Origin of the sequence: Pedobacter sp. Leaf170 (assembly GCF_920984665.1) — a bacterium.
Classification (GTDB): Bacteria; Bacteroidota; Bacteroidia; order Sphingobacteriales; family Sphingobacteriaceae; genus Pedobacter.
The window spans coordinates 484,099-504,797 of the sequence record NZ_CAKLBP010000001.1 but is presented as its reverse complement, the minus strand read 5'-3'; the positions used below and the strand labels follow the sequence as shown (position 1 = coordinate 504,797).

22 protein-coding genes are annotated in these 20,699 nt (G+C 35.2%); 5 read left to right on the top strand and 17 right to left on the bottom strand.

The window, feature by feature from the left end; all coding sequences use genetic code 11:
* The first annotated feature begins 49 nt into the window (after positions 1 to 49).
* Complete coding sequence (locus tag LUA90_RS02290) at positions 50 to 2,557, top strand: DPP IV N-terminal domain-containing protein (protein ID WP_231489953.1); 2,508 nt, start codon at positions 50 to 52, stop codon at positions 2,555 to 2,557.
* Positions 2,558 to 2,784: 227 nt separating this feature from the next.
* Here the strand turns inward: LUA90_RS02290 and LUA90_RS02285 are convergent, their stop codons facing one another.
* From LUA90_RS02285 to LUA90_RS02260, 6 genes are all read right to left on the bottom strand, one after another.
* Complete coding sequence (locus LUA90_RS02285; protein WP_231489952.1) at positions 2,785 to 3,351, bottom strand: YdeI family protein; 567 nt, start codon at positions 3,349 to 3,351, stop codon at positions 2,785 to 2,787.
* A 1-nt stretch (position 3,352) separates the two neighbouring features.
* Complete coding sequence (locus LUA90_RS02280) at positions 3,353 to 3,997, bottom strand: NAD-dependent epimerase/dehydratase family protein (RefSeq protein WP_231489951.1); 645 nt, start codon at positions 3,995 to 3,997, stop codon at positions 3,353 to 3,355.
* A 19-nt stretch (positions 3,998 to 4,016) separates the two neighbouring features.
* Positions 4,017 to 4,451 (bottom strand): NAD(+)--rifampin ADP-ribosyltransferase, encoded by a 435-nt coding sequence (arr, locus tag LUA90_RS02275; protein WP_304622669.1) that lies wholly within the window; start codon positions 4,449 to 4,451, stop codon positions 4,017 to 4,019.
* Between the two features lie 72 nt (positions 4,452 to 4,523).
* Positions 4,524 to 5,030 carry a hypothetical protein gene (locus LUA90_RS02270; RefSeq protein ID WP_231489949.1) on the bottom strand — a complete coding sequence of 169 codons (507 nt, stop codon included), beginning with the start codon at positions 5,028 to 5,030 and terminating at the stop codon, positions 4,524 to 4,526.
* 60 nt (positions 5,031 to 5,090) lie between these two features.
* Positions 5,091 to 5,615, bottom strand: coding sequence for a hypothetical protein (locus LUA90_RS02265; RefSeq protein WP_231489948.1), 525 nt, complete (start codon positions 5,613 to 5,615; stop codon positions 5,091 to 5,093).
* 153 nt (positions 5,616 to 5,768) lie between these two features.
* The gene (locus LUA90_RS02260; protein ID WP_231489947.1) at positions 5,769 to 6,482 is read right to left on the bottom strand and encodes a hypothetical protein; all 714 of its coding nucleotides are present in this window, start codon (positions 6,480 to 6,482) and stop codon (positions 5,769 to 5,771) included.
* 362 nt (positions 6,483 to 6,844) lie between these two features.
* Between LUA90_RS02260 and LUA90_RS02255 the strand changes: the two genes are divergently transcribed.
* Positions 6,845 to 8,497 (top strand): M28 family metallopeptidase, encoded by a 1,653-nt coding sequence (locus LUA90_RS02255; protein ID WP_231489946.1) that lies wholly within the window; start codon positions 6,845 to 6,847, stop codon positions 8,495 to 8,497.
* A gap of 331 nt (positions 8,498 to 8,828) precedes the next feature.
* Here the strand turns inward: LUA90_RS02255 and LUA90_RS02250 are convergent, their stop codons facing one another.
* Together LUA90_RS02250 and LUA90_RS02245 are read right to left on the bottom strand one after the other, a co-directional pair.
* Positions 8,829 to 9,431 (bottom strand): outer membrane beta-barrel protein, encoded by a 603-nt coding sequence (locus LUA90_RS02250; protein ID WP_231489945.1) that lies wholly within the window; start codon positions 9,429 to 9,431, stop codon positions 8,829 to 8,831.
* 308 nt (positions 9,432 to 9,739) lie between these two features.
* Positions 9,740 to 10,297: an NADPH-dependent FMN reductase gene (locus LUA90_RS02245; RefSeq protein WP_231489944.1), complete on the bottom strand. Its 558-nt coding sequence runs from the start codon at positions 10,295 to 10,297 to the stop codon at positions 9,740 to 9,742.
* A 91-nt stretch (positions 10,298 to 10,388) separates the two neighbouring features.
* Here LUA90_RS02245 and LUA90_RS02240 point away from each other — a divergent pair, with 91 nt between their 5' ends.
* The gene (locus LUA90_RS02240; RefSeq protein WP_231489943.1) at positions 10,389 to 11,588 is read left to right on the top strand and encodes an MFS transporter; all 1,200 of its coding nucleotides are present in this window, start codon (positions 10,389 to 10,391) and stop codon (positions 11,586 to 11,588) included.
* A 23-nt stretch (positions 11,589 to 11,611) separates the two neighbouring features.
* Here LUA90_RS02240 and LUA90_RS02235 read toward each other — a convergent pair whose 3' ends face one another.
* Positions 11,612 to 12,127 (bottom strand): DUF6646 family protein, encoded by a 516-nt coding sequence (locus LUA90_RS02235; protein WP_231489942.1) that lies wholly within the window; start codon positions 12,125 to 12,127, stop codon positions 11,612 to 11,614.
* 192 nt (positions 12,128 to 12,319) lie between these two features.
* On the bottom strand, positions 12,320 to 14,917 hold the full coding sequence (clpB, locus tag LUA90_RS02230; protein WP_231489941.1) for an ATP-dependent chaperone ClpB: 2,598 nt from the start codon (positions 14,915 to 14,917) through the stop codon (positions 12,320 to 12,322).
* Positions 14,918 to 15,149: 232 nt separating this feature from the next.
* Here clpB and LUA90_RS02225 point away from each other — a divergent pair, with 232 nt between their 5' ends.
* Entirely contained in the window at positions 15,150 to 15,287 is a 138-nt protein-coding gene (locus tag LUA90_RS02225) for a hypothetical protein (RefSeq protein WP_231489940.1), read from the top strand.
* A gap of 34 nt (positions 15,288 to 15,321) precedes the next feature.
* Here LUA90_RS02225 and LUA90_RS02220 read toward each other — a convergent pair whose 3' ends face one another.
* Both LUA90_RS02220 and pyrE read right to left on the bottom strand, forming a co-directional pair.
* A complete protein-coding gene (locus LUA90_RS02220; RefSeq protein WP_231489939.1) occupies positions 15,322 to 15,720 on the bottom strand; it encodes an SRPBCC family protein in 399 nt (132 codons plus the stop codon).
* A gap of 37 nt (positions 15,721 to 15,757) precedes the next feature.
* Positions 15,758 to 16,417 carry an orotate phosphoribosyltransferase gene (pyrE, locus tag LUA90_RS02215; protein WP_231489938.1) on the bottom strand — a complete coding sequence of 220 codons (660 nt, stop codon included), beginning with the start codon at positions 16,415 to 16,417 and terminating at the stop codon, positions 15,758 to 15,760.
* On the opposite strand from pyrE, the gene LUA90_RS02210 reads away from it, so the two are divergent.
* Entirely contained in the window at positions 16,416 to 17,027 is a 612-nt protein-coding gene (locus tag LUA90_RS02210) for an NUDIX hydrolase (protein ID WP_231459988.1), read from the top strand. The two genes, pyrE and LUA90_RS02210, sit on opposite strands and share 2 nt — an antisense overlap.
* 196 nt (positions 17,028 to 17,223) lie before the next feature.
* Here LUA90_RS02210 and LUA90_RS02205 read toward each other — a convergent pair whose 3' ends face one another.
* The 5 genes from LUA90_RS02205 to LUA90_RS02185 all read right to left on the bottom strand — a co-directional run bounded on the left by LUA90_RS02205 (position 17,224) and on the right by LUA90_RS02185 (position 20,413).
* Positions 17,224 to 17,832 carry a hypothetical protein gene (locus LUA90_RS02205; protein ID WP_231459989.1) on the bottom strand — a complete coding sequence of 203 codons (609 nt, stop codon included), beginning with the start codon at positions 17,830 to 17,832 and terminating at the stop codon, positions 17,224 to 17,226.
* Positions 17,822 to 18,325: an RNA polymerase sigma factor gene (locus LUA90_RS02200; protein ID WP_231459990.1), complete on the bottom strand. Its 504-nt coding sequence runs from the start codon at positions 18,323 to 18,325 to the stop codon at positions 17,822 to 17,824. The genes LUA90_RS02205 and LUA90_RS02200 overlap by 11 nt, the downstream gene beginning before the upstream one ends.
* Positions 18,326 to 18,488: 163 nt before the next feature.
* Positions 18,489 to 18,950 (bottom strand): pantetheine-phosphate adenylyltransferase, encoded by a 462-nt coding sequence (gene coaD, locus LUA90_RS02195; protein ID WP_231459991.1) that lies wholly within the window; start codon positions 18,948 to 18,950, stop codon positions 18,489 to 18,491.
* A 132-nt stretch (positions 18,951 to 19,082) separates the two neighbouring features.
* The gene (locus tag LUA90_RS02190) at positions 19,083 to 19,619 is read right to left on the bottom strand and encodes an RsmD family RNA methyltransferase (protein ID WP_231459992.1); all 537 of its coding nucleotides are present in this window, start codon (positions 19,617 to 19,619) and stop codon (positions 19,083 to 19,085) included.
* Positions 19,610 to 20,413, bottom strand: a complete 804-nt coding sequence (locus tag LUA90_RS02185; protein WP_231459993.1) for a DUF3822 family protein — start codon at positions 20,411 to 20,413, stop codon at positions 19,610 to 19,612. The genes LUA90_RS02190 and LUA90_RS02185 overlap by 10 nt, the downstream gene beginning before the upstream one ends.
* Between the last annotated feature and the right edge of the window lie 286 nt (positions 20,414 to 20,699).

Here is a 20,699-nt window from a genome sequence, read left to right as displayed (position 1 = left end):
GTTTTCTATTATTAATAAATATTTTTGGCCACTAAAAATCAACTAATTAATGAATAAACTTTACAAACTAGTTTTTTTTGCGCAAATAATTTCCTTTTCGGTAGCTGCGCAAACAAAAACGTTTACTATTTCTGAAAATGTTGCCCCACAACCAAAGGCAAATTATCAGTTAGCATCGCGATTTTCGCCAAATAAACTAAAAAAAATGGTTTATTCTACATCAGTAGATCCGCATTGGCTTAAACTAAGTAATCGTTTTTGGTACACGTTCGAAAATCCGAAAGGAAAATTCTGGTATTTGGTAGATCCGGCACCAAAAACTAAAAAACAAATTTTTGATAATGCAAAGCTGGCTGCAGATATAACTTTGATTGTTCGCGACCCTTTTGATGCCGAGCACTTGCCTTTAGATGAGTTTAAGTTTTCTCCGGATGAAAAAAGCATCACATTCGAGGTTAAAAGTACCATCGAAGAATTGAAGCAGGATAGAAAAGACAAAAAAGCTGCTGATTCGATGCAGAAGAAAATATTCTCTTTCAGATATGATTTAGCGACAGCTAAATTAACTGAAATACCGAATTATACTAAGCCAAAACCCAAACCCAAATGGGGTTCGGTAGCACCAGATTCATCAGCAATTATCTTCTCTCGCAATTATAATTTGTATTGGATGGATAAAGAGAATTACAAAAAGGCAGTTAAAAATGAAGACGACAGCACTATTGTAGAGCATCAGCTAACTAAAGATGGTGTAAAATTTTATTCTTATGGTAGTGATGGCGATGGGGAAAATAACGTAGAGAACGAAAAAAATAATAAAAAGCGTCGTGGTGCTTATGTGCTTTGGTCGCCAAATTCTAAATATTTTGTTTTAGATAGAACCGATTCGCGTAAGGTTAAAGATTTATGGGTAATTAACAGTGTAACACCTGGTCGCCCAACTTTAGAAACCTATAAATATCAAATGCCGGGCGAAGCTGAAGCACCAAAGGATGAAACCTTATTATTTGATTTTGGGGCGAAAACTTCAAAAAAGCTAAATCTTTCGGCTTTTAAAGATCAAACCATTGGTGTTTGGGGCAAACCAAGTTTAGTTAAAGATCGCGATAATGAGTTCCGTCCATCGGTTTGGTTAGGTAACGATAGCAGGTTGTACTTCTCTCGCACAAGTCGCGATTTAAAGCGTATTGATATCGGTACGGTAGAAATTGCAACAGGAAAAGTTACCCCTTTAATTGATGAACGTTTTAACACTTATGTTGAAGTTAACCGTCCGGGTTTAGTAAACGATGGAAAAGAACTGATACATTGGAGTGAGCGTGATGGCTGGGCACATTTTTACCTTTTTGACGAAAGCGGAAAGCTCAAAAATCAAATTACAAAGGGCTCTTTTCATTGCGAAAGCATCGTAAACATTGATGAGAAAAATCGTGTTTTATATTTCACGGCAAATGGAAGAGAGGCTAAAGAAGATCCATACTATTTACACCTATACAGTATCAATTTTGATGGTTCAAATCTTAAATTGCTAAACCCGGGTGATTTTGATCATGCATCGAGCATGAATGACAACAATACATTCTTTGTTGATAACTACTCGAGGGTTAATACTGCGCCAAAATCCAGCGTTTACGATAAAAACGGTAGAAAAGTAATGGATTTGGAAACCACCGATTTATCTTTATTAATGGCTGCCGGTTACAAATTTCCTGAACCATTTAAAGTAAAAGCCGATGATGGAATAACCGATTTATATGGTGTAATGTACAAGCCATTTGATTTCGACCCAACGAAAAAATATCCAATTATCGAGTATGTATATCCAGGTCCGCAAACGGAGGCAGTTAACAAAGCCTTTAGTAAAAGTATGGATCGTACCGAGCGTTTGGCTCAATTTGGATACATTGTAATTACCGTTGGTAACCGTGGTGGCAATCCATCTCGTTCTAAATGGTATCATACTTATGGTTATGGAAACCTTCGCGATTATGGGTTGGCTGATAAGAAAACTGCAATTGAGCAGTTGGCTTCAAAATATTCTTATATAGATGAAACAAAAGTAGGCATCACCGGGCACTCGGGTGGTGGTTTTATGTCCACCGCGGCCATGTTGGTTTATCCGGAGTTTTTTAAAGTTGCGGTTTCAAACGCAGGGAATCACGATAACAGCATTTACAATCGCTGGTGGAGTGAAAAGCATCACGGCGTAAAAGAAATTGTTTCTTTAAAGGGTGATACTTCTTTTAAATATAGCATTGATAAAAACCCCGATTTGGCTAAAAACCTTAAAGGCCATTTATTGCTGATGCATGGCGATGTTGATAATAATGTTCATCCGGCTAATAGTATTCGTGTTGCAAATGCTTTAATGAAGGCTGGAAAGCGTTTTGATTTCTTAATTATTCCTGGTCAGCGACATGGCTTTGGTGATATGACGGAATATGCTTTCTGGAAATTGGCAGATCATTTTAATAAATACCTTATCGGAGATTTTTCAAATCCTGAAGATGTTGATTTAACAGAAATGGATAGAGATATTGAGAAGACAGGGAAGTAATTGACGAGTTTTCAATAATGAAGAAGAGGCTGTCTCAAAAAAAAATTTGTTTTTATCAGGCTAATTATCTTTCGAATAGCCGTCATTCCCAATTTAATTAGGAATCCTAAAGCGATATGTAAAGCGCTTTAGGATTCCCGCCTTTTGGTCTGTGTGCTCAGAGACCATTTATATAATGTTTCGGTCTGTGGAGACACAGACCAAGGTTCGGGAATCAAAATATTAAATTACAAATGTTTGGGTTTGAGATTCTGGCTTGCTCGTTCAGCAATTTCTTTGATTCTTTTTTGTCTTGTTTCAGATTGTTTAGCCATAACTATCCACTGTAAAATTGCTTTCCGTGTAGATTTACTTAAGCTCAAATAAAACGCTTTTGAGTTTGGATATTTTGCGAAAGCTTCCTCCAAATCATTTGGGATAATTAATTGTTCAACTTCATCTAAAATTGTCCACGAACCGTTTTGTTTTGCTTTCTGAATACTTGCAAAACCGGCTTCGGTCATTAATTTTTTTTCAATTAACTGAACTATTTTATCCTTATTTATTTTAGACCATGTACCATTGGGCTTCCTCTTACTAAAAAACTGAATAAACTTTTCTTCGTCAATCGTTTTTCTGATGCTATCTATCCAGCCAAAACACAAAGCTTCTTCCCAGGAAATTGTGGGTTTGCCCGAACTTTTTTTATAACAAATTAACCAAACAGATTGAGAAGAAATGTGATTCTTAACTAACCATTTTCGCCAGGCGGCTTTACTTGTTGGGTAAAAAGTTTCAATATTGCTGTCAGCCATTCTATTGTGTCAATTTTATAATATCATCAACTTCCAAAATATTTTTAGAATATCCTTTTGATACCACATTAATCATGGCTTTGCCAACTTCAGCAAGTTTTAGCGTTTTTGCTGAGATAAAAGGCGAAACTAATGGACCCAAAATTTTGTAAATTGTCTTTACATTTTTTTGTCCTTTTGTACCTTTCATAATCGCAGGGCGAAAATTATATTGATTTTTAAAAGGCAGCTTAAGCAGGGCATTTTCAGTTCTACCTTTTACTCTTGCCCACATTACTTTTCCTTTTTCGGTACTATCTGTCCCACTTCCAGATACGTAAATAAAAGTCATATCAGGTTTTACTGCAGAAAGCGTTTCGGCAAAAGGCACTACAAAATCGTAAGTCTTTTTGGTAAAACTTTCTTCATTTTCGCCTACGGAACTAACGCCCGCACAGAAAAAACAAGCATCATAATCTTTCAGAATATCTGAATAGTTTTTGATTTCAGCAAAATCCTTAACAATCAATTCTCTTAGCTTCGGATGTGCTGAGCTGTATTTTTTTCTACCAATCACCAATATTTCGGCAACCGCTATATTTTCTAAACATTCTAATAAAACTCCTTCGCCAACCATTCCGGTTACGCCAGTTATCATTACTTTCATTATTTTAAATTACTGAACTTTATAAATCATTTAACGAGTCGATGCCTTGTTCTTTCAACTTTTGCAAATGTTCCTTCATGGTTTCTACTTGCTCAATAGGATGTCCTTGCCAACTGCTCACTTCCCCAACTACTTTAAAAGGATGTTCTGAACGATAAGATTTGGTAGGATTACCTGGAAATTTCTTGTCCGTTAAATCAGGATCATCTTCAATTGGTCCGGTTGGTTCTACAAGGTAAATTCTTTCGTTTCCATCTCCAATCGATAATTCTGCTCCCCAAATGGCTGCATCCAAAGTGGCCGATAGAAAAATATATTTGGCATTTATTCTTTTGCCGAAGTTAGAGTTAAAGCCAGGTGTTATAAATTCACCTATTGTTAAATCGGCTTTTGTGCCATGAAAATAAGTTTGGATAAAAGGCGTGGGGCAGTTTTGATTTTTATTTATCTCCATATTATTTTCATTCATTTAAATTTTTTACTTTATGCTTTATAATTCTTCCATGCTTCCCTCGAAATTGTAATATTATCTAGTATAAGCGTACTCGTGTCTTTTAATCCATTCATCTTCAGGATTAAATTTCACATACTTTTGTTTTTTGTAAACCTTATTGCCAACAGTATATATGTGCTTTATGGTAGCAGGTTTATTTTCATTTCCATCTGTTCCCATTTTTTCAGTAATGATTTCAGTGTTGCCTGTTAACATTCTCTTGTGTGATATTACCAGCTCATCATTCAGTAGTTTCCCGTCTTTAGAGATCATGATTGTGTCTACTGAATTTGCATTCATTTCATTAGGATAAATGTTAGCGAAACTAAATTTGTTGGTTTTCCCAATCCTTTTAACCACAATGTTTGCCGGCATAGTATAAGGTTTTCCAGTTGAATAATCTAAGTAAGTTAAAGAGCCATTCCAATCTCCTGAAAGACTTTCAAAATCTTTCAGTAGATTATTGTAGGTCTTTTGGGCATTCACAACTGATGTTAAGCAAATTGCTAGGGCAACTATATAGAACTTAATCTTTTTCATTTGTTATAATACATCTTTCTGACATTAGACATTTATTAGCATGCCTAGTACTACTATCTCTTACTTAATTTTGGAGTTAAATTGTTTATTTTGGTAATATGTTAAGATCATCAATGCAATTCCGCCAATTAGTGTTAGAAAAAATATCGTTCGCTCTCTTTTTATAAAATCTTTAGGATTTAATACTAATTTATTGTTTTTTTCTATTTGAAAAATCTCCAGGTTTAGATTATTTGTGGATTTTGAACGATTGTAAAAGATTTTAATCTTATCACCAATGTAAAGGCTAGTGTTTAAGGATGTGTAGTTCTGTTCTGGATTGTATACTGCAAGTGTTTCATTAAGTCCAGTAAGTTTTAGGTAAAAGGCTTTTTTAGTTAATGATGACCTATAACGCCCACTAGTTGATGTTAGATAGGACGTAATGCCTTTCTTTTCAATTATTCCATCGTATTTATCGGCTTTATTTATATCTCGCCAACCGTTTTGATACTTCAAAAAGGCGAAAAATAATAGAATGCCGGCTAAAAAAACTCCTCCAGCAAAATTTAAAATTCGCTTAATGGGTTTTGAAATTCTAAACATTTTTAATTTATTAGAGAGATTACTCTGCATTAATCGTTTTTTTGTGAATTATATTTTTTTGCTGTTTAATACTTCAATTGGCTCAATTTCCATCCCCGAACGCAGCAAATTTTGTTGTTGGGTTTTGGTATAATACGAGTAATACAATTAATCTTATTTAACATTTCTAATAAGTTGCCTGATTGATGTTAAATGCCCAAATAAAACAATTGGGACTATGAATGTGGGTAACCAACTAAAAGGAAAATTTAGAATTGCAATATTTGGCTGGTCGAAAGCAAATTTTTGAATAGGTGAGGGTGCTGATAAAAGTGCATTTACAACAATATTTAATAGGAGGCCAAGGCAAATAAAATTCCATAATAAAATTATTCGCCTATTCAGTTTTACTTTTGCAAAGCCGAAATATGCAACTATTGGTGTAGTAATACCAGCAATAATATCAAAATTTCTGCCTTCAAAAGTCATTAATTCTGGAATTGCTTTATTGATAAAAAGCCAATACAAAACTATTTCAACTGGTATTCTCACAATGTTTAGGTATGTGATGTTTTTGAGTGGCAAACTGTCAATAAATTGTTTTCCTTTTGTTGTTACAAATAATAAAATGATAGTTAAAATTGTGGGCAGAATCCCTATCAACATAATTTTTGGTGGAAATGTGTTTGTATCAGCATTATAAATATTTATTAAAGTTAAAAACGCCTGAAGTGCCAACCAAATTGATAAGCCGATAAAAATTGGCATTGCTTTTTTTCGTGTCAATTCAGAATTTGATTTTCTTATTGTCCACCTAAAAAGCAGTAACGTAGCGATTGTAGTTAGCCCGAATACTACAAAGATGTATATAGGTAAATTATCTATCATATCAATTCATTTGATTTTTACAACTGTATTTTTAGAATCAGCTTATACATTGTAGTTTTGTTTTGAACTGATTGAAAATCTCTGCCATCTATTGCATTTTATAATAAAGCTTTCGAAACATCAGTATTCAGTTTCTTTTGCACAGCTTTGTATAAATCCTGAAAACCTTTCCTAATATAACCAAACTTTAGTTAAATAGCCCTGATAGTAATGAAAAGCCCGCATCCCGATTTTTCTTCGGGAGAGGACTTTTAATGAATAGCAGGACTAACCATCGACAAAGGCATCTGAACATGCGCTTCAAAACAAATTTGCAAGATAGAATGCCCAAAATTTTATAAATTACCTTCAAATTATTTTTTATGAAGAAAACCTTGATTTACCTTTCGGCTTTGGCTATTGGTTTTTCGGCTTGTAAACAAAGTTCTGAAACCAGTGCAGATGCTCCAGATTCTTTAGCAATAAAAGCCATTAACGATACGACTTTAACACAATATTTATCGGTTATTGCGGCAGATAGCCTGGAAGGTAGAAAGCCTTTTACCATGGGCGAAACGAAAACCATTAATTATTTAAAACGTGAATTTGAAAAATTGGGATTGAAACCCGGTAATGGCGATAGTTATTTTCAGGAAGTGCCAATGGTAGAAATAAAGTCTGTTCCGGAAGATAAAATGGTTTTCCAGGCGGAAGGAAAAACACTAACCGTAAATTACTTAACCGAGTTCGTGGCAGGTTCTCGTAGAGTACAAGAAGAAGTTAGTATAAAAAATTCGCCTTTGGTATTTGCGGGCTACGGAATTGTAGCGCCAGAATACGGATGGAATGATTATAAAAACCTTGATGTAAAAGGGAAAACCGTTGTAGTATTGATAAATGACCCTGGCTTTGCAGATTCGACTTTGTTTAAAGGCAAAAACATGACTTATTACGGCCGCTGGACGTATAAATTTGAGGAAGCATCCAGACAAGGTGCAGCAGGCATTTTAATTATACATGATACAGAGCCGGCAGCTTACCCGTGGACAGTAATTAGAAGTGGCTGGTCGAAATCGAAGCTTCAGCTACAATCGCCAGATAATGGTATGAACAGAACTGTTGTTGAGGGCTGGATTGGTTTGGATATAGCTAGGAAATTATTTGCTTTAGGCGGACAGTCGTTCGAAACTTTAGCGGGCATGGCCCGAAAAAAAGATTTCAAAGCCGTTGATTTAAAGTCTACAACCTCGCTAACTGTCAAAAATAAGATTAAAAAATCTGTAACCTACAATGTTATTGCGACAATTCCGGGCAATAAGCGTAAAGATGAAGCCATTATCTATTCGGCACATTGGGATCATTTGGGTGTGGGCGAAAAGGTTCAGGGCGATTCTATTTATAATGGCGCTGTAGATAATGCTACCGGTGTGGCATCTTTATTTGAAATCGCGACAGCATTTAAAAAACTACCTAAAACTCAGGAAAGAAGTATTGTTTTCATTTCTTACACAGCAGAGGAACAAGGTTTATTAGGTTCTGAATATTATGCAAAACACCCAACGTTTCCGCTTAATAAGACAATTGCAAATATAAATATGGATATGATGGGGCTTGCCGGCAAAACCAAAGATATTGTGGTTTACGGTTTTGGTCAATCTGAACTGGAAGATTATGCAGCAGTATCGGCAAAGAAACAAAATCGGGTAATTGTACCAGATCCGGTTCCTTCATCGGGATTATATTATCGTTCCGATCACTTTAATCTGGCGAAAGTTGGTGTGCCATCTCTATTTACAGGTTCTGGTGTAGATAATATTAAAAATGGAAGGGAATGGGGTTTGAAGCAAGTTGCCGATTTTACAAAAAACCGTTACCATTCGCCGCAAGATAATTTTGATGCAAATACCTGGGATTTATCAGGTATTGTGGAAGATATTAGATTGGTGTTTGATTTAGGTTATAAGCTGAGCAATGAAAGCCATTATCCGAAATGGAAGGAAGGCTCTGAATTTAAAGCAATAAGGGAAAAGAAATAGTTTCTCGCTTTTTTCAAGCCACAGATCGTCAGATTTCCCTGGCCTCTGCTCAGGATGAACAGATCTATAAGAGGTAGCTTGATTTCCGTGTATTCTGTGTTTCCGTGGCAACTAATTTTAGCCACAGATTTACAGAGCTCCTTCGACTCCGGTAACGATGACAAGGTGCTAATATTTTTTCATGATTATTAGTTTGGACAAAGCCAGAAATAGTAGCACAATTAAATCTTTTAATCTGTGGCTTAACTTTGAAATAAAAAAAACCACAGATTCGAAGATGTTTATATCACCTGAAAACCTGTGGTTTCTTTGTTGAATTTATTTTTAAATACTAAAAGTGGAACATTACACCTAATTTAGGCGCAAATGTATCAGCTTCTAAACCAAAAGAGTTTGTAGTTACTTTAGCACCGCTCGCTTCATTTTTAGCCTGGAAATTTTGGTAACCTAAACCATTAACTGAAACTTCGATACCGATTCTTTTAGTTGGGAAAAACGCAAAACCTGGTGCAACGTTTACACCGATTGATGTGGTTGAGGCAACTTTAGCACCCGTATCGCCATTTGCAGCTACAACTTTGTTTGAACCGAAAGCCATTGGCACAGATAATTGTCCGAAAAATTTAAACTGATCTGATAAACCAACATAATAGCGACCGAAAGGAGCAACTACAAACGCTTCATTTTGCGATAAGCGGCTAACTTCTTTATTTGATTGATAACCTACACCTGTACCGATTGCGAAATTGTTATCTACAAAATAACCAATACTTGGTATAATATTAAAACTAACGTCTGATTTTGCAGCACCTTCTACTTTAGTTGAGTTGAAACCAACACTACCGCCTAAAATTACTTTACCTTTTTCTGTTTGTGCATTAGCACTGTACACTAAACCTGCAACTGCTACTAATGATAATAATAGTTTTTTCATCTTTTTTGTTATTTATTTGTTTAAAAAATAGCCATATTTTTACTTTTTTAATTTCTGACTATATTTGGCTAAAAGTCAACACTTGTGCCAAAATTGTTGCTTAAAGTCATTAAAAAATCAGGTTATAGCTAACATGCTTATTAGTAAACAGATATAAATTTGATATAAAATCAATATTATTTTAGCATGACCGAAAATTAATCAATTGATTAATTTTCGGTCATGACAGCTATTGACAATCTGACTTTTTTTGTATAAATGTCAGATTGTTACAGGTCTATTGTGGCAGGTTTTTTTGGGATAGCTAATTACACTTTAGAGGCTGAAATTAAATTTTCAACTTTTCTTTTGATAAGACTTAACGTTTTCTCATCCGTAAGGTTTCCGTTTTCATCAAATTTATTTTGAGCTTGGGCAATCAAAACCTCTGGCTGTAAAACCGGGTTCATGTTTAAAAAAGTAAAAACCGGTAAGAAAGCAGTTTGCATTCTAACTGTTCCCCACATGCCTTGCGTTGCTCCAATTAAGGCTACAGGTTTATGCATCAAAGGAGCATCTTTTCCTCGGCTGGCCCAATCTATAGCATTTTTTAATCCTCCGGGAATAGAGAAGTTATACTCTGGCGAGGAAATTATAAAAGCATCAGCAGTGGCAAGTGCATCTCTAAACTTATTAACCGATTCTGGTCGCTCGGCAACTTCAGGAATATCAATATCTCCGTTATAAACCGGAACATCATTAAAACCTACAATTTCAAAATCAATATCTTCAGGAATAAAACTGCCAGCTTCTTTTAATAGCTTTGCATTGTATGAATCTTTCCTAAGGCTACCACATAAGCCAACAATTTTTCTTTTCTTTTCCATATTTCTTAAACTAAATAAAGCAATTAAAAGTTTATTGCAATCTAACAACTAAAAAGCGTAATTGCCTATATTTGCAATAACCGCTCATTTTATGATAGATTCATCCCCCACAAAAACAAGTATAGAAAAAACAGTTTTCCCAATTCTTTTTGCCTTAAGCTTTTCGCATCTACTAAATGATACTATACAATCTTTAATTCCAGCAATTTATCCTGTAATAAAAACGAACTATCACTTAAGTTTTTCGCAGATTGGATTAATTACGTTAACGTTTCAATTAGCAGCATCGCTATTACAGCCTTTTGTTGGTTTATATACCGACAAAAAGCCGCAACCATATTCATTGGCTACTGGTATGGGTTTCACCCTAATTGGTTTAGTTACCTTATCTCAGTCTACGCATTTTTACACGATGCTGATTTCGGTTTCGTTTATCGGTATCGGTTCCTCTATTTTCCATCCCGAAGCTTCCCGAATGGCACAAGCCGCATCTGGCGGAAAAAGAGGTTTAGCGCAGTCTGTTTTCCAATTGGGTGGCAATGCCGGTAGCTCGCTTGGGCCTTTGTTGGCCGCCTGGATAATTGTACCGCACGGACAAATGAGCATTATCTGGTTCTCGGCAATTGCTTTTTTAGCGATTGTAATTTTAACCTACGTTGGTAATTGGTACAAAGGTTTTGTTTTATCACGAAGTAAAAAATCCACCATCCAAACGGTTGTAAATCAGTTTTCGAGGAAAAAAATTATTTTTTCTGTGAGTATTTTGTTGTTTTTAATCTTCTCGAAATACTTTTACATGGCCAGTTTAACTAACTATTTTACTTTCTATTTGATAGATAAGTTTGATGTATCGGTTAAAACCTCGCAACTTTATTTGTTCATATTTTTATTTTCTGTGGCAGCAGGTTCTTTGTTGGGCGGGCCAATAGGGGATAAAATAGGAAGGAAATACGTAATATGGGCATCAATATTAGGTACGGCGCCATTTACGCTTTTATTGCCTCATGCAAATTTATTTTGGGTTGGTGTTTTAATTGTTCCTATCGGGATGATTTTAGCCTCAGCTTTCTCTGCAATTTTAGTTTATGCTCAAGAATTAATTCCCGGAAAGGTAGGTTTGGTTGCAGGCTTATTTTTCGGTTTCGCCTTTGGGATGGGTGGTATAGGTTCGGCCTTATTGGGTAAATTGGCCGATAGAACAAGCATCGAATACGTTTTTAATATTTGTGCATTTTTGCCGTTAATTGGTTTATTAACAGGCTTTCTTCCAAATATAGAAACGAAGAAATAATAAATAGGGATGATTTTTAATGGTTATTTACCTAAATCGAAAGCTACACCGGCGTTTACCGTAAATTGGTTGTTCAATCTTTCGTAACCAATGGCATCGGCATTATATTTTGCAATTGGAAATTGAGCTTCGGCAAAAAGGCCAAAACCTTTAGAAAAAAATACTCTACCGCCAACATGACCGCCAAAGTTTTTTAAACCAAGGTTTAAACCAGGATAAACATCTACATTTGCTGGTAAGCCAATTACACTACCTAAATTTGCATTAAATCTTGCTTTCAAATCAAATCTATCGCCAAAACCAGGTTTATCAATACCAACAAACTTTTTAACACCTAAAATATAACCAGCTTGTGCCCCGATAGAAAAACTTGGCCCTAAACCATAATCTAAAGAGGTAACAATTCCGGTTCCCCATTTTTGGAAGCTCGCACCAATCTGATATCTTAAATCGTCTTTACCTGTGTATGCATCAATCTGTGCATTTACTTGCGTATAACCCAGTACCAATAAAAATAAACTTGTAATAATCTTTTTCATTTTTTTCATGATAAATATTTAAGCCGCAAAGCTAACAATTTCTTACAACTTATGGTTGTAACTGGTTTTGATTAAAAGATTCTGTTAAAGAAGCGAATTAAATATTTTTTCACATGAGATGACGAGACATATATCATCAAAAAAAAGAGGCTGTTAATTAACAGCCTCTTTACAATTATAATTTATTTTTAATTATGCCTTCTGATTCAAGAATACAAAATTGTGGTCAAACATATCGAGTTTGATTTTGCTATCCTTATCAACTTTTCCAGCTAATATTTCTTTAGAAAGTTCGTTCAAAATTCGCTTCTGTATTACTCGTTTAAGCGGTCTTGCACCAAACTGAGGGTCGTAACCTAATTGTGCTAACCAATCTAAAGCATCTGCCGAGGCATCCATTTCTATGCCCATTTCGGCTAAAGTTTGCTGAACATGTTTAAATTGCAGTGAAACAATATTTCTAATTTCGCTTCGATTTAATGGGGTAAACATTATCAGTTCATCAATTCTATTTAAAAACTCCGGCCGAATCGTTTGTTTCAAAACCTCAAACAATTCATTTTTAGTTTTTGCTATAACTTCATCGCGGTTTTCATCATCCAGGTTTTTAAAGTTATCCTGAATCAAGTGTGCTCCGATGTTTGAAGTCATGATGATGATGGTATTTTTGAAATTTACCGTTCTGCCCTTGTTATCCGTTAAACGGCCATCATCCAAAACCTGTAGTAAAATGTTAAATACATCCGGATGCGCTTTTTCAATCTCATCCAATAAAACAACAGAATAAGGTTTACGTCTAACAGCTTCCGTTAATTGCCCACCTTCATCGTAACCCACATAGCCCGGAGGCGCACCAATTAACCTCGAAACAGCGTGGCGCTCCTGATACTCACTCATATCAATGCGGGTTAGCGCATTTTCATCATTAAATAAAAACTCTGCCAATGCTTTTGCCAATTCTGTTTTACCAACACCTGTTGTACCCAAAAAAATAAAAGAGCCAATTGGTTTGCGTTTATCTTGTAAACCTGCACGAGAGCGTCGTATCGCGTCAGAAATCGCTTCAATTGCTTCATCTTGTCCGGCAACACGTTGGTGCAATTCAGCCTCAAGATTCAGTAATTTTTCGCGTTCACTGGCAATTAGTTTTGTAACCGGAATACCTGTCCAGCGGCCAACTACGCCAGCAATATCATCAGCTGTAACTTCTTCTTTAAGCATTCGGCTATCGCTCTGCTGGCTTTCTAAATCTGCTTTAAGCTTTTCAAAGGTATCTTGTGCCTCCTTAATTTTACCATAGCGAATTTCTGCTACTTTTCCATAATCTCCGGCACGTTCGGCTTGTTCGGCTTCCAGTTTATATTGCTCAATAAGCTCAACCTGATTGTTAATATTATCAACCAGATTTTTTTCACCTTGCCACTTTGCTTTTAATTCATCCCGCTCTGCGGATAAATTTGCAATATCTTCTGTAAGTTCTTTAACCTTTTTATCATCTTTTTCACGCTTAATGGCTTCACGCTCAATTTCCATACGCATAATTTCGCGGTCCAGAGCATCAACGTTTTCAGGTACGCTATCCATTTCCAGGCGAAGTTTCGAAGCCGCCTCATCCATCAAATCAATAGCTTTATCTGGTAAAAAGCGGTCGGCAATATACCGCTGACTCATTTCTACAGCAGCAATAATGGCCTCATCTTTAATCCTCACTTTGTGGTGGGTTTCGTAACGTTCTTTTAAGCCACGCAAAATCGAAATTGCATCCTGCGTATCCGGCTCTTCAACCATCACTTTCTGAAAACGACGTTCAAGCGCTTTATCTTTTTCCAGATATTTTTGATATTCATCTAAAGTAGTTGCCCCAATAGCACGTAATTCGCCACGAGCTAAAGCCGGTTTAAGTATATTTGCGGCATCCATTGCGCCTTCTCCGCCACCGGCGCCAACCAAAGTATGTATCTCATCAATAAATAAAATGATGTCACCATCGCTCTGCGTAACCTCTTTAACTACCGCTTTTAAACGCTCCTCAAATTCACCTTTGTATTTAGCGCCGGCAATTAAAGCACCCATATCTAACGAGTAAACGGTTTTGCTTTTCAGGTTTTCGGGCACATCGCCTTTAATAATTCTAAAAGCAATACCTTCGGCAATTGCCGTTTTACCAACGCCGGGTTCACCAATTAAAATAGGGTTATTTTTCGTTCTGCGAGATAAAATCTGGATTACTCTGCGTATTTCCTCATCGCGACCAATAACCGGATCTAACTTTCCGCTTTCTGCATATTCGTTTAAATTACGGGCATATTTCCCTAAAGCCTGGTAAGTAGCCTCCGCATTTTGGTCGGTTACGCGATTGTCGCCACGCAACTCTGTAATTGCTTTTTTTAAGTCTTTTTCGTTTACACCTTGCTCTTTTAGCAATTTAGCTGTGCTATCATTAACGGCTAATATGCCAAGTAAAAGATGTTCTACAGAAACAAATTCATCTTTAAATTCTTTTAAAAATGATTGCGCTTTTTGTAAAACATTATTTGTATTTGATGACAGGTAAACGTTGCTTCCACTCACTTTTGGAAACCTCGAAATTTCTGCATCTAAGTTTTGATTTAAAACACTAAGATTTACGTTTAATTTCTTTAAAACATAAGAAACCACGTTTTCATCAACAGTAAGCAAACCTTTTAAAAGGTGTGCCGTTTCAATAGCCTGTTGCTGGTTGCCCTGGGCTATTTCAGAAGCCTGTTGAATTGCTTCCTGGGCTTTTATTGTATAATTGTTGAAGTTCATATAACCGTTTTAATCAAAACAAATGCCACAGCAACTTTGCTTATTAAATCGGAAATTTTGTCGGTACAAATTATATGTTACTGTCTAAATTGCTGATTATGTGTAATTTAGCATGAAAATTTGTCTTGTTTTTGTTTGGAAAAGTAAGTTCAACACTACTTTGTTTAAGCAGTCCCAATTTCCGCTATATTTTTTGTTGCCCATCAGTTAAGCCCACGTTCACAACAAAAAGATGCCGCTTCAATTGGGTTTAGGTGGCCTGGCTTCTACATCTATTAAAGAAAAAACCATAACGCATAAAAAAAGCATCTGCGCTTTATTTGCAGATGCTTTTTTAGGTTGTTTGTTGTCTGCTCGGTTAACCAGTTAAAACAATTAACCAATTATTCAATTCAAACAATATTCTATCTTAAAATTTCTTTTAGTTTTTCTGTCTGGTGGTCGGCTAATTTCTGCAACGGACCAGAAGCTAACATTTTCATCATCATATTTAAATCAGCAGAAATAATATGTTTAGCAGTTGTTGTTCCATTACCGTTATCACTAACTGTCCACTTTAACTCCAAATCAAAAGGTGCTTTTTCTGAAGGAATTGCGGTAAGCTCTTGGTTTTCAATACGGCTCGAAATTTTGATGGCTAATTTTGCCATGTTTTGAATTGTAAAACGAGCATCATCTTCAGTAGATTCCCAATTGTAAATGTTTTCGGGCATTAACTGTTGGTGGTTATTCATGTTTGAGAGAAAAGCATAAACCTCATTTACAGGCTTGTTAACTTCTACAGCGCTTTCGATAATTGTCATTTAATAAATATTTAGGTTAGGGATTTTTATACTATGACTATGAATTTACAATTTTGTTTTGACCCCATTCAGATGGATTTAAACGCCATTTGCCTAATAATTCCATATCGCTTTTTGCAATAATGCTATGCTCTGCAGCATACTCAATTAGTGCACCATAATTCGATAATGTTAAGTAACGACATTTAGCTGCTTTAAAATTTTCATCAGCTTGCTCAAAACCATAAGTAAAAATTGCAGCCAAGCCAGCAACAGATAAACCAGCGTTTCTTAATGCTTCAACAGCCTGTAAACTGCTTTTTCCTGTCGAAATTAAATCTTCGATAACAACTACACGCTGTCCTTCTACAACTTCGCCTTCAATTAAGCTTCCGGTGCCGTGTTCTTTAGCTTTTGCACGTACGTAAATAAATGGTAAACCTAATTCCTGAGCCACTAAAACACCTTGTGGAATTCCGGCTGTAGCAACACCCGCAATAACATCAACTGCTCCAAATTCTTCTTGTATAGCTTGTGCTAACTTCTGGCGAATATAAGTTCTTACCTGTGGGTGAGAGAGGGTAATTCTGTTATCGCAATAAATTGGCGATTTCCAACCCGATGCCCAAGTAAAAGGATTATTAGGTTGTAATTTAATTGCCTTTATTTGTAATAAAAATTCCGCTACCTTTAATTCAATATCACTTTTATTATACATGGCCCAAAATTACAGAATTTATATTAACGATAACACTTTGTTTATATCAGATGTTTTACCTGAACAAAAGGAAAAGATTCAACAGCTTGAAATTCAGGATTTTGATTTAGAAATATTTTACAAAAAATTAAAAAATGGGTCTAAAAAAAGCTACATTTTCTTAACTAAAAACCCTAAAGAAACTTTTAAAAAGCTTAAAAAGAACTGTGAGATAATTAAAGCTGCTGGTGGCTTGGTAGAAAGCGCCAATGGAAACTACCTTTTTATTTTTAGAAATAAGAAGTGGGATTTGCCAAAAGGTAAATTAGAAGATGGCGAAAATATGAAAGAAACTGCCGTTAGGGAAGTTGAGGAAGAGTGTGGTGTAAAAATTTTAAAACGTGAAGAAAAACTATGCAGAACGTACCACGTATATCCAAGTGGCTCCAAAATGGTAATTAAAAAAACCAATTGGTATAAAATGAGGGTAAAAGGCGAACCTAAATTAATACCTCAAAAAGAAGAGGGGATTGATGATGCAGTTTGGCTCGACAAAAAACACCTTTCACCAATTGTAAAAAATACTTTTCCATCAATTATGGATGTTTTACGTGCCGGTGGGATTTTATAAGATAGGTTGTGCCCATGATTGAAATTTTGGGTTAAGCGACATATTGTGAAGTTTTAAATTTTATGCCAGTTTTATAACCCACGATTTCAATCGTGGGTTAAGCGACAGATTGTGAAGTTTTAAATTTTATGTCAGTTTTTTTGACCTACCATTTCAATCGTTTGGCCATGAATAATCTGTTTGTGATAAAACAGTCTTAATCCTCGTAATCTAACTCATCAACCACCTTTTTAAGTCTTTTTAAATATCTACCATAGTAGCGCCACGCCCAAAGTTCGGTAATAACACCAATAATTAAAATGGAAACAAAGCAATTTATAAGCAAGTATATGGGTGAAATATTAGTCATGATTTTTGAATAAATGGATGTTTTTTCCATAACCAGATAGACAGCGAAAAAGGATACGCTTATAAAAGTGATTATGTAGGTTAAAGCTTTGTAGAGTTCAATATTCATTTTCATTTCATAATAAAACCACAAAATATTTTTTCGGCTGTCCATGCTCATGTCATAAGCGTTTTTATAGAACTTAAAAAACTTAACAAAATAGTAAGCCGTAAAACCACAAATAATGGTGTAAAATACGAAGTATATCATTTTCATTTCATCAGATAAACCAAATAGATACGGGAATAGCGCTAAAATAATTATTGCAGCAATTTGGTAATTAAATTCGTGTTTCATTTTTCTTCTAATGATATCGATTGGTGTACGGGCTTGTTTTATTTTAAGCATGTTTCCCGAAATGTTTATTTCCTGACCACTATCGGCACTCCATTCTTTTTTTAAATCGTCAAAATTCATAACCATTTTTCTTTATAATGAATTGTAATTTTTCTTTTGTCCTATTAAGTTTCACTCTAGCATTTACTTCGCTAATGCCTAAGTTCTCAGCAATTTCTTTGTGCGATTGATTTTCCAAAAACAAAAAAATCAGTGCTTTTTCTACAGAATTTAATTCATTAACCGCTTTGTATAAGTAGGCTAACTTTTCCTCCTTTAATTCGCTTTCATCGGTGTCTATTATATCAATATTTTCATCCAAAGGCGATTTATCCACTTTTCGATTATCCTTTTTAAAGTATATTAAAGCCGTGTTTAAGGCAACACGATACATCCAGGTAGAGAATTTACTTTTGCCTTTAAAGGATGGGTAAGCTTTCCATAGTTGCATTATTATTTCCTGAAATAAGTCACGCTGCTCTTCCAAATCTTTCATATACATCTTTGAAATTTTATGTATAATCGCCTTGTGCTGATTTATCAGAGCTAAAAATGTGCTTTCAGTTTCCTTCATCTAAGTCGTTTATTTGGCTTAAAGAATTGAACTAATCTTACTCAGAAAGAAATTTGCTTCGGTAAAAATATTTGAGATTAGAGTATTCATAGATTTATGTAAAATATACTCTATAAGTAATCGATTTCCGAAAACGTTACATTTACGCAGAAAAAAATATCTACTATAAAAAACCTAGAGCTTCTTTAGGTACAAATGGGCTTACATCGCCATGGTTTCTTAGAATATCTCTTACAATTGTAGAACTAATTGCAGAATATTCAGGTTTGCTTAATAATAATATGGTTTCTACTTCAGGCATCATCGTTTGATTGATTTGAGCTATAGCTCTTTCGTATTCAAAATCTGATGCGGAGCGAATACCGCGAACCATGTAAGTAGCGTTTATTTTGCGACAAAAATCAACAGTTAAACCTTCGTAGGTTCTAATTTCTATGTTTTTGTAGCCGGTAAAAACGGTTTCCAGAATTTTTAAGCGTTGCTCGGCAGTAAGAAAATTTTGCTTTGAGCTATTTAAACCAATACCAATTACAATTTTATCAAAAAGAGGTGTAGCACGTTGTAAAATATTTACATGAGCAATGGTAATTGGATCAAATGAACCTGGAAACAGCGCTATTTTCATAATTCAAATATATATTTTTAGGTGGAAAGCAGAAAGGTTAAAGCGCAAAGCTTGCCTACTAATTAAATGACGGCCCTTAGGTGTAAACCTTAAACCTTAGTTTTATTGCGAAAAACTCTGCTAACTTTTCAGTTAAATAAATTCGAAAAAACTAAAAGAAGAGTTTCCGTACTTACGCGTTTCTTTGTAACCTGGCTGGCTGTTTAATTTCATGTTACTTTGGTGTTCCACCACAAGCAATCCACCTGGTTTAAGCAGTTTTTGGTCTTCTACCATTACCGGAATTTGTGGAATGTTTGGCATGTTGTAAGGTGGGTCGGCAAAAATTAAATCATAACTGCCAGTCATTTGTTTCAGAAGCTTGAATACATCCCCTTTACGCACCTCAATTTGCTTAAAATCATATTTTGTTGCGGTTGTTTTAACCCAATTCACGCAGCCGTAATCCATATCAATGGCTAAAATTCTTTCTGCCTCACGTGAAGCAAATTCGAAAGTTAAGTTTCCTGTTCCACAAAAAAGGTCTAAAACGCTGCAGGTTTCAAAATCAAATCTATTGTTTAAGATGTTAAACAGCGCTTCCTTTGCCATATCGGTTGTTGGCCTAACCGGCAAATTAGCAGGCGGCTGCAAGCGGATTCCCTTTAACATTCCACCAATTATTCGCATAAATCTAAAGCAAGAAGACCGCTGAAATAATGCTGCGGCATATCAGCAAGCAATTCGTTATTTTGCTTTGCTGCTGGTAAAAAGAAGTATAAATTATTGAAATATTTGAGCAGACAATTATAGTGTTCATCATCCTCATTGATAATACCTTGAAGGTAAACCGGAACATTGTCATCTAAATTTAATTGCTCAATTATTAATAGCAGAAAATAATTAAACTCATCTGCAGTTTCTGATTGATAATGGTTTTGGAAGACCACTTTTTTATCCTTTACGTACAGAACGTTAAAAGAAAGCGCAGTAAAATCAATTAATAAAGATTCATCAGCCAAATGCTTAAACAAAGCAATTAAAGGTTCTGATTGCGGAAAAATTAAAGATTTTTCTGGCAAGCTTTGCTTGACCTTTTCATCCAGGCAAAAAATTGTATTAAAGCCTAATGCGTTCTGAGTTGAATACACTTTATCCTCAGAACCCAGGTATTTAGCATAAACGGCCAGATTTTCACCATCAAACCATTCATCGGGAATAAAAATAAAATGTGAAGTATGGATTGCAGCCTTTACAGCAGCATAATTTAGGCTCAGATTGGTATCATTTGCAAATGCAGCCTTAAGCTCCTCTTCAATTGATTTACAGCCTTGTTTATCAAATATCGCATTTATCGCACCGGAATTTTTATCAACCAAGGCATAAGAAAAACTGTCGTTGGTTATTTTTAATAATAAGTGACAGTTTGCAGATGCTTCAGCTTTAAAATTAGGATTGACCAATAAAAGACTGTTTTTACTCATTGAAACAAAAATAGAGTTTTTTAGAGATTAACCGCAAAGAGCGCAAAGTTTTTTCGCAAAGGAAATGAAGTTGGGTGTGTAAGTTATAAAATATGCCACTGCAATGCGGATTAACACTGAAGTTTAAGTTATATTCGTTGATTTCTGTGTTAATGTGGCAACTTTTTTTTTGCAAGGCTTATTTAGATTTTTGCCACGGAAACACGGATTAACACGGAAGTTGAAGTTATATTCGTTGATTTCTGTGTTAATGTGGCAACTTTTTTTTTGCAAGGCTTATTCAGAT

What these genes read in the sequence shown, in the direction of transcription:
- pyrE (WP_231489938.1), bottom strand. Translation starts at nt 16,417, where the DNA reads ATGTATAATAAAAGTGATATTGAATTAAAGGTAGCGGAATTTTTATTA.
- arr (WP_304622669.1), bottom strand. Translation starts at nt 4,451, where the DNA reads ATGGAGATAAATAAAAATCAAAACTGCCCCACGCCTTTTATCCAAACT.
- LUA90_RS02250 (WP_231489945.1), bottom strand. Translation starts at nt 9,431, where the DNA reads ATGAAAAAACTATTATTATCATTAGTAGCAGTTGCAGGTTTAGTGTAC.
- LUA90_RS02235 (WP_231489942.1), bottom strand. Translation starts at nt 12,127, where the DNA reads ATGAAAAAGATTATTACAAGTTTATTTTTATTGGTACTGGGTTATACG.
- LUA90_RS02190 (WP_231459992.1), bottom strand. Translation starts at nt 19,619, where the DNA reads ATGCGAATAATTGGTGGAATGTTAAAGGGAATCCGCTTGCAGCCGCCT.
- LUA90_RS02185 (WP_231459993.1), bottom strand. Translation starts at nt 20,413, where the DNA reads ATGAGTAAAAACAGTCTTTTATTGGTCAATCCTAATTTTAAAGCTGAA.
- LUA90_RS02280 (WP_231489951.1), bottom strand. Translation starts at nt 3,997, where the DNA reads ATGAAAGTAATGATAACTGGCGTAACCGGAATGGTTGGCGAAGGAGTT.
- LUA90_RS02225 (WP_231489940.1), top strand. Translation starts at nt 15,150, where the DNA reads ATGCCGCTTCAATTGGGTTTAGGTGGCCTGGCTTCTACATCTATTAAA.
- LUA90_RS02240 (WP_231489943.1), top strand. Translation starts at nt 10,389, where the DNA reads ATGATAGATTCATCCCCCACAAAAACAAGTATAGAAAAAACAGTTTTC.
- LUA90_RS02245 (WP_231489944.1), bottom strand. Translation starts at nt 10,297, where the DNA reads ATGGAAAAGAAAAGAAAAATTGTTGGCTTATGTGGTAGCCTTAGGAAA.
- LUA90_RS02220 (WP_231489939.1), bottom strand. Translation starts at nt 15,720, where the DNA reads ATGACAATTATCGAAAGCGCTGTAGAAGTTAACAAGCCTGTAAATGAG.
- LUA90_RS02270 (WP_231489949.1), bottom strand. Translation starts at nt 5,030, where the DNA reads ATGAAAAAGATTAAGTTCTATATAGTTGCCCTAGCAATTTGCTTAACA.
- coaD (WP_231459991.1), bottom strand. Translation starts at nt 18,950, where the DNA reads ATGAAAATAGCGCTGTTTCCAGGTTCATTTGATCCAATTACCATTGCT.
- LUA90_RS02255 (WP_231489946.1), top strand. Translation starts at nt 6,845, where the DNA reads ATGAAGAAAACCTTGATTTACCTTTCGGCTTTGGCTATTGGTTTTTCG.
- LUA90_RS02210 (WP_231459988.1), top strand. Translation starts at nt 16,416, where the DNA reads ATGGCCCAAAATTACAGAATTTATATTAACGATAACACTTTGTTTATA.
- LUA90_RS02205 (WP_231459989.1), bottom strand. Translation starts at nt 17,832, where the DNA reads ATGAATTTTGACGATTTAAAAAAAGAATGGAGTGCCGATAGTGGTCAG.
- LUA90_RS02260 (WP_231489947.1), bottom strand. Translation starts at nt 6,482, where the DNA reads ATGATAGATAATTTACCTATATACATCTTTGTAGTATTCGGGCTAACT.
- clpB (WP_231489941.1), bottom strand. Translation starts at nt 14,917, where the DNA reads ATGAACTTCAACAATTATACAATAAAAGCCCAGGAAGCAATTCAACAG.
- LUA90_RS02290 (WP_231489953.1), top strand. Translation starts at nt 50, where the DNA reads ATGAATAAACTTTACAAACTAGTTTTTTTTGCGCAAATAATTTCCTTT.
- LUA90_RS02285 (WP_231489952.1), bottom strand. Translation starts at nt 3,351, where the DNA reads ATGGCTGACAGCAATATTGAAACTTTTTACCCAACAAGTAAAGCCGCC.
- LUA90_RS02200 (WP_231459990.1), bottom strand. Translation starts at nt 18,325, where the DNA reads ATGAAGGAAACTGAAAGCACATTTTTAGCTCTGATAAATCAGCACAAG.
- LUA90_RS02265 (WP_231489948.1), bottom strand. Translation starts at nt 5,615, where the DNA reads ATGTTTAGAATTTCAAAACCCATTAAGCGAATTTTAAATTTTGCTGGA.